Here is a 13,449-nt window from a genome sequence, read left to right on the forward strand (position 1 = left end):
CTGACTGAAATCCGGGACGTTCATACCGCCCCGCGCCGCCGTTGTACCTAATGACAGAGATTATCGACGGCAACGCCGTCGCACAGTCGATTCGGGACGACCTTGTTGCGTCCATCGACCGCCTCGCCGATGCCGGCCACCGTCCGTCGCTGGCGACGGTGCTGATGTCTGAGGACCCGGCCAGTGAGACGTACGTCTCGATGAAACAGGACGATTGCGAGGAGGTCGGTATCGAGGCCATCGACATCGACATTGACCCCGACGCGGACGCCGCCGAACTGTACGACACCATAGAGGACCTCAACGCCGACGAGGATGTCAACGGTATTCTGGTCCAGATGCCGGTCCCCGACCACGTCGAGGACAGGTCGGTCCTGCGCGCCATCGACCCGATGAAAGACGTCGACGGCTTCCATCCGGAAAACGTCGGTCGGCTCGTCGCCGGCGACGCCCGCTACAAGCCCTGTACGCCCCACGGTATCCAGAAGCTCATCGAGAGTGTGGGCGTTGACACCGAGGGCAAGGACGCCGTCGTCGTCGGCCGCTCGGACATCGTCGGCAAGCCGATGGCGAATCTGCTCATCCAGAAAGCACCGGGCGGCAACGCGACGACGACGGTGTGTCACTCCCGCACCGAGAACCTCGCCGAACGGACGCGCAACGCCGACATCCTCGTCGCTGCGGCCGGCGTCCCGGAGATGATCGACGGCGAGATGATACAGGAGGGCGCGACGGTCATCGACGTGGGTATCAACCGCGTCGACGCAGACACGGAGAAGGGGTACGAACTCGTCGGCGACGTGGAGTATGAGAGCGCAAAGGAGGTCGCGGGCGCAATCACGCCGGTCCCCGGCGGCGTCGGCCCGATGACTCGCGCGATGTTGCTGTACAACACGGTCAAAGCGACGGGCCTGCAACACGACATCGACGTCGACCTCCCCTGAATGCCGACGCTTGCGGATTTTGCGGACCGCGACGTGCACACCCGCCGAGTAACCAGAGAGACTGACACAGCGGGCGTAGACGGTGTCCGCGCCCGTGCTGACCGCGGCCTTCGCTGGGCGGTCGGCGCGCTCGTCACCGACCCGGCGGACCGCCTGCTGTTCGTCTACGAGGACGACATCTGGAAGCTCCCAGGCGGCGGCGTCGAAACCGGCGAGACGCGTCAGGAGGCAGTGTGCCGCGAGGTCCGCGAGGAGACCGGTGTGCGTATCGCTGTCGACGAACTGGCTGCCGTCACCGAGGTCACAGTAACCGACGGCGACCGCGAGGCGACGTTCTTCTTCGGGACCTATCGCGGGACGGCAGATGCAACGGCGCTCGCGTCGGACCCCGGCCTCGACGGTGAATCGATAGAGACCGTCACGTGGCGGGACTCGGTTCCCGAAAACTGTCTGGACGAGTCGCTTGTACGGCGACTCCGGTGACGGTTACACCGTGTCGTCCTCGATTCCGGTGAGCCAGTTTTCAGCTCTGACGAAGGCGCTCTCGTCGCCGGTGATGTACGACCCCAGGTCCCGCGCTGCATGGACGAGGCGGTTCGCGTCCGCGGGGTCGACATCGCCGTCCAGCGCCTCGACCCGCTTTCGATGGTCGCGAATCCGACCGGAGAGCTGTCGTGCGGTCGGTTCCGAATTGGCGTCCAGATACGTCCGCACGTCGCGCTGATAGCTGTCGACAGCGGCCGCCATCGCCAGCCCGTACGGCACGCGAAGGGCCGACGGGACCTCGTCGACGGCCGGACGGTCGCCGTCATCAGCCCCGCCGAGCAGTTCATAAAAGTACCGCTCTGCCGGGTCGCCGCTGCGTAACTCTCGAGCGAGGTGTGCGCCGACGTGCTGGAGTTCGACCGCGGCGACGAACGTCGGGTCGAGCGGGCGGAGCTCGCCCGCGTCGATGAACCCTCGCTTGCGCGTGTACTCCCGGCAGCGCTCCGCTGCCGCGTCGGCGACTTCTCGGGTCGTATCCGCATCGATTCGGCTCCGCACCGGCGTCAGGTCGAGCGTGGCCGGTGCGTCGGTGTGTTCGGTGTGCTCGTCGATGCCGACACTGTGGATGCTGCCACAGTCCGGACAGGCAATGCTTCCCGTCTCGTAGTACCGCCACCGCGTGCCACAGTCCTGACACTCGCGCTCCCCGCGGACTTTCATACCTGATGCTGAGAGGGCAGCCCTCAAGATTGTTCCGTGAGGGCTGTCTACACCAACGTATGCGCTCGGAAGACGAGATCCGTGAGCAGTACGAGTTCCTTGCTGAACAGTTAGACGACGAGGAGATGGACCACGAGCGGGTCCGAATGATGTTTACCCACTACAAGCGGGCACTTGGATGGGTACTTGAGGAAGAACACATCTAGGTTAGTTACAGCTTACATTCGATTCTAATTCGATAACTAACATCTGCTGGACGGGGCCGGTACTTTTAAGTTATTCTGCCCCATTCGACCAAGTGACGCTTCGCTTGGAGGGCCGAAGCGTCAGCGGGGACCAATTCAGGGCGGCAAGCGGTCGCGTTTTTCGCGACCGCTTTCCACTTACTTCGCTGCAAACAACCTGACACGAGTGATTTCTGTACGTCCAGAAAGTGACTACTGGACGATGTGATGGACTTGCTGAACAGGTCTGCCTCTGTCGCGCTCCCAAGCCATTCCAGTTTGACCTCATTAGTGAGTTTCCCATTGCCGCCCTTGGACCACCGCGCTCTACTTTCAATTCAGACGCGACCTGTACTGTCGGCGTGAACGTGGCCTTCTCTCCTCCACGTTGAGCGTGGTCGCAACCCGGTCTTCCAGAGAGTCAGCTATCGCTCTGCGTTCTGCCGCGATGACGGTGGGGCCAACTACAGCCTTGCTTTCACACAGGACCGTTCTATCATCTCTCTCCTGGGCTGACAAATAATACTGTTGCCATCAGTTTCCGGAGAATGATGATATACTGACTGTATTTACCGTATGGACAAAACGATGACTGAGGGCCTAAATACAGAAAATTCGATACCCGAAACTACTGAAACCACCTCAAGTTCTCTGGGCCGATATATTTAACAGTATAGATACTAAATCATTACATAGGAGAATCGATGCACGATTTGACAGGATTCCAGCGTGACCTTCTCTACGTGATCGCTGGCAGGGAGGAACCCCACGGCTTAGCTATCAAGGAGGAACTCGAAGCGTACTACGAGAAGGAAATCCATCACGGTCGCCTGTATCCGAACCTCGACACGCTTGTCGACAAGGGGCTGGTCGAAAAGGGCCAGCGCGACCGCCGGACTAACTTCTATACGCTCACGCGTCGCGGGCGTCGTGAGATAGACGCCCGCCGCGAGTGGGAAGACCAGTACGTCGACCTCTGAGGATGTTGCACCGCGGCTTGTGCTGAGGCCGTCGTATCGTCGGCAGTGATAAGTCCGTCTTCGGTGACGGGAGCGGATAACGCTACGATGACGGCATTCGTCGCTGGAGACATACAACACCTTGTACGCCTGTAGCCCAGTCGACGGAGTCGTTCAGCGTCATGTGGTGCCAGGTTGGTTCACCATCGGTGACTCGTGGCACTCGACCACGAACCTGGCTCCGCCGCTCTCGGCCTCAGTGACCGAGATTTCCCAGCCATGGGCCTGCACGATGTCTTTAACGATAGCGAGGCCGAACCCTGTCCCCTCCGTGTTCGTCGTATATCCCTGTTCGAACACGGCGTCGCGCTCTTGGTTGGGGATGCCCGTGCCGGTGTCTTCAACATAGAAGCCGACGCCGTCGGGTAAGGACCCGACTTCGACAGTCAGGTCGGTCGACTCGTTATGTTCGACGCTGTTCCGGAACAGGTTCTCGAACAGATTCCGGAGCCGATTACGGTCACCGTCGAGTTGGAGCGTCGTTTCGACGACGAGGGTCGCCCCGTCAGTCTCGACGCTCTGCCAGGCATCGTAGGAGATCATCTCGAGGTCAACCTCGTTGGTTTCAGTAACCGTTTCACCTGAGCGAGCCAGCATGAGCGAGTCGTCGATGATCGATTCCATGCGCTCGAGTTGCTCCTGTATCGTGCCGATCGACGCGTCTTGGCTATCATCGACATCGCGCTCAAGTAGGCTGAGGCGTCCGCTTGCGACGTTCAGTGGGTTCCGGAGGTCGTGAGCGACGATACTCGCGAACTGGTCGAGCCGTTCGTTCTGCCGTTCCAGCTTTCGTTTCCGCTGTAGCTGTTCGGTCACGTCTCGGGAGTTGAGGACAATGCCCTCGACGAACGGGTCGGCAAGCAGATTTGTTGCGCGGGCTTCGATGAAACGCCAGTCACCCGTTGCGTCGCGGAATCGCACGACGTACGTGCCGGAGTAGCCGTAATCGTCGACGTACTTATCCAAATCCTCGGCAACACCCTGTCTATCGTCGGGATGGATGTATTCGACGACGTTCTCACCGACCAGCTCGGGGGGTTCGTATCCAAGTATCTTTTCGACCGGTTGGCTGACGTACGTGAACTCCCCGCCTTCGTCCAGTACAGTTACCATATCCGAAGACCGCTCGATGAGTCGCTGGAACCGCTCTTCGGCGATACGGCGCTCAGTCACGTCACGGTAGATGAGCAGTTTTCCGATCACCGAGCCAGTTTGGTCGGTAAGCGTTGAACGGTTTATATCGAAGTAATGGGGCCCACTGTCGGACTCAATGACGACATCGGCGTCGGCACTGTCGTCGCCGTCTGGTAGCGAGTCGTAGGGCGGCATGATCTCCGTCGCAGACCGGCCCAGCGCCGTCCCTTCATTGTCGAGGAGGGCTGCGCCAGTCTCGTTTACGTCGACAAGCCGCTCGTCTTTATCGACGACGAAGACGGGGTCGGCCATTTCTTCGACGAGCGTGTGCCTCGCGACGGGCATCAGGTCAAGGAGGTCAAAGCGAAAGAGCGCGATCGCGAAGACAATCCCGGTAAAAGTGAATGCGAACGCCGTCTGGTCTGCGGATCCCATCGGACCGCTGCCGAAGACGAACACCACGCTCGCAATCAGCGGAATAATGCCGCCAAGCAACATCAACGTCGCCTGTGTTCGGTACCGACCGCTCCGCCTGAGTCCGAAGAGCGCGACGATGACGTACGTCGTCCCTATCAGACTATACTGGTACAGGAGATTGAGCCAGAAGATGGGGCCGTTCTCGCGCTCTGGATTCGCGAGCGGCGGTCCCTGCACGAACCCGTCGAGGGTCCACATCAGGTCGTGTGACTGTGCGGTCACGACAAACCCCAAAATGACGACCGGCGGAGCGAGCAGTAGCGCCCAGCGTCGGCGAGTGAGAACCGATTCCCGGCCGCTGTATGTCAGCCCGAACCAGAACTGCGTTGGCCCGAGTCCGAGCAACCCGAGGTATTTGACAAGGAGACCGGCCCGGTACGTCGACATAGACGTGCTTGCTGCCAGTATGCCGTTACCGAGCGAATAAACCGCTACGCAGACCATTATCGCGGCGAGCGGGACCGCTCCGCGGACTCCCCTCCGGCGGATCGCAATGCCAGCAATTCCCAGATTTATACCGAAAGCGATGAGGAGAATCCACGTCGGTATGCCTGGCGCTAATCCCACACAAAGGAGTTGATTTAGGGCTTGTTTATAACTTCCTTCTATTATCAATGTTGAATAAGTATGTCTGTGAGTACATACATTATGCCTGAATATGCCGTCTTATCCATGGATAACGGAAGACAGTAGACAGCAATCAGGTAGTCGATGTTTGATTGAGTGATACTCGTGGGAATACAAATACCGGAAACTGAGGGCGGAGGTGTGTCTGTGCTAAGAGCGATGATGTAATATTTCACGCATACAGCCTCGATTATCGGCAGAATACACTGTCTGTTTCATGCCAGTATGTAGCTCTCAAGCCAGAGACAACTTCCGAGAGATGTAATAGGCTGTCATAGCGGAGAGAGGAGTGAATCAGTCGCCGCATCTCGGACATTTCAGACTAGACATCAGGTAAACGGGTGCGGAACGAATGTATGACATCACCAACTGTTAACTCACAACTCACGTATGGGCGCTATGTCGACCCTCCTGCAACTATCCCCGGAGCCGATTCAGGCGACCGTGTTTCGAATCCTGCTTGCGGGGGCGCTCGGGATGTTTCTGGGCCTTGAGCGGGAGTGGTCACAGAAGTCAGCCGGTGTGCGGACGTTTGCACTGATTAGCCTGCTCGCTGCGGTGTTCACGCTGGTCGAGAACCAGGCGCTGCTCGTCGTCGGCGGCGTGCTGGTCATCGTGCAAGGGATCTTGCTCGCAGTGCAGGGACTCCTTGACGATGGGGAAGAAGAGGGGCTCTCACTCACTACCTCTGTATCGATGCTCGTTGCATACGGCATCGGGGCGCTGGTCGCACAGGGGTTCATCCTCGAAGGCGTTTCAGTCGCGGTTTTCTCGTCGCTCCTGCTGGTGCTCAAGCGGGAACTCCATTCCCTGGCGTGGGGGCTCTCCCGCGAGGAACTGCGGTCGGCGACGGAGTTCGCCATCATCGCCTTTGTGATCTACCCCTTGCTCCCGTCAGAACCGGTCGAGATACCCGGCGGACTGGTTGACGTGGCCGTGGAACTGCGCGTCATCTGGCTGATGGTAGTGTTCGTCGCCGGCATCGGCATCGTCAACTACGGCATCGTCCAGACGTACGGCGGCCGTGGTATCGCCGTCACCGGCTTTTTCGGCGGCCTTGCGTCGTCGACGGCGGTAGTCGGGACGATGCTCGACCATGTTCGACAGCGGCCGGACGCCACCTCGTACGCCGTGGCTGCGATTCTACTGGCCGACGCAGCGATGGCGCTCCGGAACCTCCTCATTACCGTGTTTTTCACTATCCAGCGGGGCGTTCTGGTCGAAGCGATCGTTCCGCTGGGGGCCGTCATTGTCGGCAGTGTCGTTGTCGCCGCATACACCGCTGATTGGTCTGAGACGGTCGATATGGGGCTTGAAAGTCCGTTTTCGCTTCGGAATGCACTTGCCTTTGGCGGGGTATTCCTGCTGGTCGTGGTCGCTGGCGGGTTCGCGGAGACGCAGTTCGGGACGGCGGGCCTCTACATCACGTCGGCGCTCAGTGGCCTCGTTTCCAGTGCCGGGGCGACAACCTCAGCCGTGTTGCTGTACCGCGGCGGCGCTATCGACGGGCCGACGGCGATGGTCGCCATTCTGACCGCAACCGCCGCCAGCATCATGATCAAAGCAGCGTTGACTGCCCCGGGGCCGAACCGCGCCTTCGCCACGCGTGTCGCGTTCTGGAGTTCAGTGGTCCTTGGCGTCGCCACGGTACTGGCGCTGGGGCTCTTGATTTAAAACTGGTAGCGCCGGTCGTCCTTGTCCTGTTGCTTGGGGAAGTCGTTCCCGGTCATCTGGTCGAAGGTCATCCCCGAGAGGTACTCGTCGTACGTGCAGTCGTAGCTCGACCGGAGGTGGAAATCCAGCGTCCCGCGGTCGACGGTCGACTGGAACAGCATGTGAGCCGCGCGCCTGACGAGTTCGTCCGGGTCATCCGGGTCGAGTGCGACTGACAGCATCGCGAGTTCGTTGCGCGTCTCGCGGTCGATCGAGAGTGCGAACTCGTCGTCGAAGTCGCCGTACGCCGCTTCGATATCCTCCTGTAGATCCTCAAGGCTCATACGAAAGAGGACGACGAGCGCGAGGAAACCCCTTACGACTCGTCTGGGCCGCTCCCTCGAAGCACGGGTCCCTACGAGTATAACATATGATAAATTATATCATGGGTTGAACATAACGATGGGTAGCGGTCAACTACCGAAGGATTCAGATCAGATAATGACAGGTGGTGGGGACGAGACAGCAGCGTCCAGTCAACCCGATGGGCTGCTAGAGCGGCTTCGCGCAGTCGTCCTGAACAGGAGCTACACGGCGAAGTTCGCTGTCGCCCTGGCAGTAATCGTCATCGTACTCGCAGCCGTCGGTTTCGGCAGCTATCTGCAGATACAGGAACGGATCGTCAGCGACGCGGCGACGGACCTCGAAACGTCGGCCACGCATCACGCCGACAGTATCGAGCAGTGGCGGACGACCACCGAGACGGAGACGATTGCTATCGCAGCTGCAGGCGTGTACGACACTGGGACGTCCACAGATATCAGACAGTATCTCACCACGGCAGAGTCGTCACAGGTTCGTTCGCTCCACTACGTCTCCACCGTCGACGGCTCCCAAATGGTTGTCGCCAGCACTGAGACGAGCACAGAAGGCCGGTCACCGTGGGCGGTCGAACCCGTCTGGGAGTCCCCTGTACTGGCGGCGATGAACGACACCACCGGTACTGAGACAGTCGTGCGATCGACAGCATACGAGGACGGTGACGGCTATTCGATTGCGTTCGTGACCCCCGTCCCCGATAGCGATGGGGCACTAGTTCTGGTTGCCCGGGTCCCAGCCGCACAGTTTCACGATGGGCGCAACGGGTTCAAAACGCAACTGCTCACCGGGGACGGGGGCCCGCTTATCGGCGGTCAGGGCGATTCCACGCCCATCAGTCAAGACGGCCGCCGAGCCGCGACAGCGGGCCAAACGACGACCATCGAAACTGGGGACCGCGTCGCAACGTACACACCCGTCAACGGCACGTCGTGGGTGGTTGTGACGAGCGCTGAGCGCGAGTCGCTGTACGGAACAAGCCGGCTCGTCCGCTGGGGATTCCTCGCTGTCATCGGGACGGCAGCCATCTCGCTGGGCGTCGCAGGGTACCTCTTCGGACGGCACACGGTTCGGCCTCTGAGACAGCTCCGTCACCGGACGCAGGCGATGGAACAGGGTGACCTCGGTGTTGACATCTCGACAGCCCGGCAGGACGAGGTCGGGCGGCTGTACGACGCCTTCGGAAATATGCGGGACACGCTCCGGAGACAGATACAGCAGGCGCAGGCAGCCCGGAAGGAAGCTGAGCGTTCGAGCCACGAACTCGAGCGCCAGAACGAGCGGCTGGACGAATTCGCATCGACGCTGAGTCACGACCTCCGAAACCCGCTCACGGTTGCCCGGGGGCACGTCGAACTGCTTGCGACGCGGTTGTCGGACCCGGGGACGGATTCGGCTGATCTCCAGTCCCACATCGAGAAACTCGAGGACGCACACGACCGTATCGAGTCGATAATCGACGACGTGTTGACGCTGACGAGAAAGGGCGCAAGCGTCGAGGAGACGGCCCCGGTGCCGCTGGCGGCCGTCATCACCGATGCGTGGGACAACATCGACAACAAAAGCGCCAGCATCGAAGTCGCGGGCAGTCGAACCATCGACGCCGACCGGACGCGACTCTTGCGAGCCCTCGAAAACCTGTTTCGCAACGCCATCGACCACGTCGGCCCGGAAGTGACCGTCACAGTCGGGCTGACGGACCACGGGTTCTACGTTGCCGATGATGGGCCGGGGATTCCGACCGACGCGGTCGACAACATCTTCGAGTACGGCCACACGACGAGCGAGGACGGAACTGGGCTCGGCCTCTCTATCGTCAAGACCATCGCGGAAGCCCACGGTTGGCGGCTGTACGTCGATACGACCTACCCCGACGGCGCGATGTTCGTGTTCGCGGACGTGTTCAGCGAGGACGAACCGGACTGGTACGGAACCGAGTTCGAGTGGGGACGATCCGAAGCCAGCGACTGAGACTATCGGCTGTCGCTATTGCACGCTGCTTTCGATTCTGGGGCGGCATTTTTCCAGACGGACAGCCGATGGGACGCGCGACGACGACCGCCACGCACAAATCAGGACAGGGCTAAGCGAGGGTATGACCGACCAGTCGACAGCGACGGACCGCCCGGGAGGCGTGCCCGCGGACCCGTCGGCTGTCCAGAACGCGCTCGTGGAGTGGTACGAGGCGGACCACCGCTCGTACCCGTGGCGAGAGACGACAGACCCGTACGAGATTCTCGTTTCCGAGGTGATGAGCCAACAGACCCAACTGGACAGGGTCGTCGACGCCTGGGAAGATTTTCTGGACCGCTGGCCGACCGCGGCGGCACTGGCAGCGGCCGACCGGTCGGACGTGGTGGGCTTCTGGACCAGTCACTCGCTGGGATACAACAACCGGGCGAAGTATCTCCACGAAGCAGCCAATCAAGTGGTCGATGACTACGACGGCGAGTGGCCCCGCGACCCGGACGGTCTCAGCGAACTGATGGGTGTCGGTCCCTACACCGCCAACGCCGTCGCCTCCTTCGCGTTCAACAACGGGAATGCCGTCGTCGATACGAACGTCAAGCGTGTCCTGTATCGCGCCTTCGACGTGCCGGACGACGATTCGGACTTCGAGGCGGCCGCGAGCGCGCTCATGCCCGAGGGTCAGTCCCGGGTCTGGAACAACGCCATCATGGAACTGGGCGGTGTCGCCTGCGAGAAGACGCCAGATTGTGACGGCGCGCAATGTCCCTGGCGGGAGTGGTGTTCGGCCTACGAAACGGGTGATTTCACCGCACCGGATGTCCCGACCCAACCCGAGTTCGAGGGGAGCCGTCGACAGATGCGTGGCCGCGTCATCTCGGCGCTCAAGGAGTATGACGACCTGCGACTGGACAAACTCGGTCCGCGTGTGCGCGTCGACTACGCACCTGAGGGGGAGTACGGCCGGGAGTGGCTCCGCGGCCTGCTGGACGACCTTGCGGACGACGGCTTGGTCGATGTCGAGGTCGGCGATGGCGAGACGGTCGCGCGTCTCCAGCGCTGACCGCGAGTGGCATACACCCTTGAACCCATGCGGTCAATACGTCCACAATGGCTGGCTTGCCGGGTTCGGTCGCTCTTATCATCGTCGCAACCGCTGTCATCTGGAAGGGGAGTGCCTACTTCGAGCGGGCCGCGGAACGGCTGAGCAAGTACTACGGATTACCAGTGGCGGTCCACGGCGCAATCGTCGTTGCCGTCGGGTCAAGCTTTCCTGAGATTAGTTCAGTCGTTATCAGCACCGTCATCCACAATGAATTCTCGCTGGGCGTCGGTGCTATCGTCGGGAGCGCGATATTCAATCTGCTCGTGATTCCGGCCCTCGCAGCGCTTTCGAGCGAGGAGCTTCGGTCCACGCGTGACATCGTCCACAAGGATGCCCAGTTCTATGTCATCAGCGTCCTCATCCTCTTTATCGTGTTCGCGCTCGGGGCGACGTACGTCCCGGGCGGAACGAACGAGGCGGCTATCCTGACCCCGACGCTCGCTGCCATTCCGCTCGTGACCTACGGCATCTACGTCTTCTTGCACCAGCAGGACGCCAGCGAGCACGTCGCAGACGAAACCCACAGCGTCCGTCCGGGACGGGAGTGGGGAATGCTGGGGGTCGGACTCGTCGTCATCACGGTCGGCGTCGAGGGGATGGTTCAGGGCGCGCTCTCTCTCGGTGTCATCTTCGAGACGCCGACGTTTCTCTGGGGGCTGACCGTTATCGCCGCCGGCACGAGCCTTCCCGATGCCTTCGTCAGCGTTCGCGCGGCGAAAGACGACGACAGCGTCACGAGCCTGACGAACGTCCTGGGAAGCAATACGTTCAATCTGCTAGTGGCGATTCCAGTCGGTGTTCTCCTCGCGGGCCGGGCGACCATCGATTTCCTCGTGGCGATCCCGACGATGGGCTTTCTCGGGGCTGCAACGCTGGTGTTCATCGTGTTTATCCGGACCGATCTCGAACTCACCGACCGCGAAGCGTACACCCTGCTTGGGCTGTACGTGGTGTTCGTCTGCTGGATGGCCCTCGAATCGGTCGGGCTTATTGAGACGGTCAGCGGTATTTGAGGCGGGTCCACAGTGCCGTCACTGGTGAGCCAGCATCCGCCCTCGATGCCCTCGGGAAACTGCCCTGTTGGGCTTACTCATCGCCTTCTCCGGGCGATAGTTCGCGGGAATACACAGCCTCGTCGTAGGGATCGCCACCGATAGTCAGTGTGCGAACATTAGTCCGCTCGAAGCCGAGATTCTCGAAGAACTCCCGGCTCCGGTCGTTCGAGGCCAGGTCGAGCGCCCGGAACTGCTCGACGCCGTGCTCCAGAAAGATGTCTTCGAGCCGGTCGTACAGTGCCGTCCCGACACCCTCACCGTGGTGCTCCGGATGGACGTACAGCCGCAGCATCGTTCCCATCGTATGCATAGTGATACCCTGAGTGAAGCCGATAATTTCGCCGTCTTGTTCGGCGACCAGCAGTGTCGCCTCGATATCGTCGAGGTCGTTGGCGGGGACGCCGCCGGCCCAGCCGTGGAGCGCGCTACCCAGTGGGTCGGCGTACCAGTCGGATATCGTCTCGTCGATGACCTCGGAGTCCAGCGAGTCGTAGGCGTCGTGCCACGCTGCCCGTGCGACCCGGCGGATGCCGTCGGCGTCGGCGTCGAAGGCTCGGCGGATAGCCGTCATCTGTGCCTCGACGCCGGACAGAGTGATTGTTCCGAGCCGGCTTTACACCGGGTAGACTGACGCGATAGACGGCGCAGTCCCGGCGGCTCGGCCGGATGCTGAATCGTGTCGCGTACCATAGATGCTGTGTCTATCGGTTCGTTTGGGCTATCATGGCTAATATCCTCTCCTTGGTGTGTGAATCTCTCTCACTATCTATAATGGTTTATCATTAGGTTTATGTAGGTGACACCCGTTGATGCTCTTGTATGAGGACAGTCATCCTCGGTGTCATCGGCTCCGACGCGCACGTCGTTGGGATTACCATTCTGGAACGAGCGTTCGAAGCGGCAGGGTTCAACGTAGTCAACCTCGGTGTCCAGTCGTCCCAGTCGGAGTTCATCGACGCTGCGGATGAACACGACGCCGAAGCGATACTCGTTTCGTCGCTGTACGGCCACGCCGAGCAGGACTGCCAGGGATTCCAGCAACAAATTAACGAGGCAGGACTCGACGTGACGACGTACATCGGCGGCAACCTCGCCGTCGGGCAGGACTCCTTCGAGGAGACGCGGGAGACGTTCAAAGCGCTCGGCTTCGACCGGGTCTTCAATTCGGAGACCGACCCGGAGGAAGCCATCGAGGCACTGAAAGCCGACCTCGGCCACCGCTCCCGTGAGGAGGCCTCGTCCGAGAAGGTCCAGCTCGGCTCCTGAACCACGGACGCCTTTTTTAGCCGCTCACGCCAGCAAACCATACGTAATCCGGAACACTCTCAGCTACTGCTGCCGGTCGATCGCGCACAGCCCGGGATGCTTTACGACCAGAGTGAGTATGGTATACAATGTCGCATATGACTGCTGAGCTGAGTGACGGTACCGAAATCAAGAATATTCACGACGTGGTCGAAGGGTCGAACGGTGTCCACCTGAAGAAGGAGGTCGGCGGTGGCGGGCTCGAACGGGTCGCGTACATCCCGTATCCGAACCTCCTCTACGTGTACCACGACAACTGAACGTCGGCCAGAGCGACCTTCGTAATCGTGGTAATCCGGCAGCAGAACCGAGACTAGCGACGCACCTAGTCCCCCACCAATATATCGGCCCCAC

The 13,449-nt window shown here is 60.8% G+C and carries 14 protein-coding genes; 10 read left to right on the forward strand and 4 right to left on the reverse strand.

The features are described 5' to 3' along the window. The first annotated feature begins 50 nt into the window (after positions 1 to 50). Both G9C82_RS01050 and G9C82_RS01055 read left to right on the forward strand, forming a co-directional pair. On the forward strand, positions 51 to 944 hold the full coding sequence (locus G9C82_RS01050; RefSeq protein WP_127013142.1) for a bifunctional methylenetetrahydrofolate dehydrogenase/methenyltetrahydrofolate cyclohydrolase: 894 nt from the start codon (positions 51 to 53) through the stop codon (positions 942 to 944). Continuing rightward, entirely contained in the window at positions 945 to 1,427 is a 483-nt protein-coding gene (locus tag G9C82_RS01055) for an NUDIX hydrolase (RefSeq protein ID WP_127013143.1), read from the forward strand. A 3-nt stretch (positions 1,428 to 1,430) separates the two neighbouring features. On the opposite strand, the gene G9C82_RS01060 is transcribed toward G9C82_RS01055, so the two are convergent. After that, positions 1,431 to 2,150: a hypothetical protein gene (locus G9C82_RS01060; protein WP_004961169.1), complete on the reverse strand. Its 720-nt coding sequence runs from the start codon at positions 2,148 to 2,150 to the stop codon at positions 1,431 to 1,433. Between the two features lie 59 nt (positions 2,151 to 2,209). On the opposite strand from G9C82_RS01060, the gene G9C82_RS01065 reads away from it, so the two are divergent. Together G9C82_RS01065 and G9C82_RS01070 are read left to right on the forward strand one after the other, a co-directional pair. Beyond that, positions 2,210 to 2,356 (forward strand): hypothetical protein, encoded by a 147-nt coding sequence (locus tag G9C82_RS01065; RefSeq protein WP_004961170.1) that lies wholly within the window; start codon positions 2,210 to 2,212, stop codon positions 2,354 to 2,356. 722 nt (positions 2,357 to 3,078) lie between these two features. Then, a complete protein-coding gene (locus G9C82_RS01070; RefSeq protein WP_004518082.1) occupies positions 3,079 to 3,354 on the forward strand; it encodes a PadR family transcriptional regulator in 276 nt (91 codons plus the stop codon). Positions 3,355 to 3,513: 159 nt separating this feature from the next. Here G9C82_RS01070 and G9C82_RS01075 read toward each other — a convergent pair whose 3' ends face one another. Then, on the reverse strand, positions 3,514 to 5,571 hold the full coding sequence (locus G9C82_RS01075) for a histidine kinase N-terminal 7TM domain-containing protein (RefSeq protein WP_127013144.1): 2,058 nt from the start codon (positions 5,569 to 5,571) through the stop codon (positions 3,514 to 3,516). A gap of 450 nt (positions 5,572 to 6,021) precedes the next feature. Between G9C82_RS01075 and G9C82_RS01080 the strand changes: the two genes are divergently transcribed. Then, entirely contained in the window at positions 6,022 to 7,305 is a 1,284-nt protein-coding gene (locus G9C82_RS01080) for an MgtC/SapB family protein (RefSeq protein ID WP_127013145.1), read from the forward strand. Here G9C82_RS01080 and G9C82_RS01085 read toward each other — a convergent pair. Then, positions 7,302 to 7,628 (reverse strand): hypothetical protein, encoded by a 327-nt coding sequence (locus tag G9C82_RS01085; protein ID WP_127013146.1) that lies wholly within the window; start codon positions 7,626 to 7,628, stop codon positions 7,302 to 7,304. The genes G9C82_RS01080 and G9C82_RS01085 overlap by 4 nt on opposite strands. Before the next feature lie 157 nt (positions 7,629 to 7,785). Between G9C82_RS01085 and G9C82_RS01090 the strand changes: the two genes are divergently transcribed. The 3 genes from G9C82_RS01090 (at position 7,786) to G9C82_RS01100 (ending at position 11,748) form a co-directional block, all read left to right on the forward strand. Further along, on the forward strand, positions 7,786 to 9,633 hold the full coding sequence (locus G9C82_RS01090) for a sensor histidine kinase (protein WP_127013147.1): 1,848 nt from the start codon (positions 7,786 to 7,788) through the stop codon (positions 9,631 to 9,633). A 124-nt stretch (positions 9,634 to 9,757) separates the two neighbouring features. Further along, positions 9,758 to 10,693, forward strand: a complete 936-nt coding sequence (locus tag G9C82_RS01095; RefSeq protein WP_127013148.1) for an A/G-specific adenine glycosylase — start codon at positions 9,758 to 9,760, stop codon at positions 10,691 to 10,693. A gap of 47 nt (positions 10,694 to 10,740) precedes the next feature. After that, complete coding sequence (locus G9C82_RS01100; protein WP_127013149.1) at positions 10,741 to 11,748, forward strand: sodium:calcium antiporter; 1,008 nt, start codon at positions 10,741 to 10,743, stop codon at positions 11,746 to 11,748. A gap of 73 nt (positions 11,749 to 11,821) precedes the next feature. Here G9C82_RS01100 and G9C82_RS01105 read toward each other — a convergent pair whose 3' ends face one another. Next, the gene (locus tag G9C82_RS01105) at positions 11,822 to 12,361 is read right to left on the reverse strand and encodes a GNAT family N-acetyltransferase (RefSeq protein WP_004961183.1); all 540 of its coding nucleotides are present in this window, start codon (positions 12,359 to 12,361) and stop codon (positions 11,822 to 11,824) included. Between the two features lie 248 nt (positions 12,362 to 12,609). Between G9C82_RS01105 and glmS the strand changes: the two genes are divergently transcribed. Both glmS and G9C82_RS01115 read left to right on the forward strand, forming a co-directional pair. Further along, positions 12,610 to 13,056 carry a methylaspartate mutase subunit S gene (glmS, locus tag G9C82_RS01110; RefSeq protein ID WP_004961186.1) on the forward strand — a complete coding sequence of 149 codons (447 nt, stop codon included), beginning with the start codon at positions 12,610 to 12,612 and terminating at the stop codon, positions 13,054 to 13,056. Between the two features lie 137 nt (positions 13,057 to 13,193). Further along, positions 13,194 to 13,355 (forward strand): hypothetical protein, encoded by a 162-nt coding sequence (locus G9C82_RS01115; protein ID WP_004961188.1) that lies wholly within the window; start codon positions 13,194 to 13,196, stop codon positions 13,353 to 13,355. Positions 13,356 to 13,449: the final 94 nt, after the last annotated feature.

The sequence above is a fragment of the Haloarcula sp. R1-2 genome (genome assembly GCF_011627385.1).
GTDB classification, from domain to species: Archaea; Halobacteriota; Halobacteria; order Halobacteriales; family Haloarculaceae; genus Haloarcula; species Haloarcula marismortui.